1 protein-coding gene is annotated in these 241 nt (G+C 46.9%); it reads left to right on the top strand.

Annotated features, from left to right (window positions below; translation table 11 throughout):
• The coding region (locus ACY2RS_RS15795; protein WP_490099610.1) for a hypothetical protein at positions 1 to 241 on the top strand (241 nt) is incomplete at both ends.

Raw genomic sequence — 241 nt, 5'->3', positions numbered from 1 at the left:
TCCCTTACCAGCTTTAGTGCATGGAGATCCTGGGCGTGCCGGAGGAGGCGAAGAAATGGGAAGTATTCGTGGTATTAAACATTATTTACAACGTTGTGCTATCCAGGGAAGTCCGCCTACCTTAACTGAGGTGACGGGTATCTACCAACCACAAGCGGCATACAAAGAGGCTCCACAGCATCCTTTTACCTACCATTGGGAAGACATTCAGCCAGGAATGTATCTTAAGACTCATAATAGA

Source organism: Patiriisocius sp. 208BN25-11, from assembly GCF_058147145.1.
Note: the sequence above shows the minus strand (reverse complement) of the source record. Positions and strands in the feature narration are given on the sequence as shown.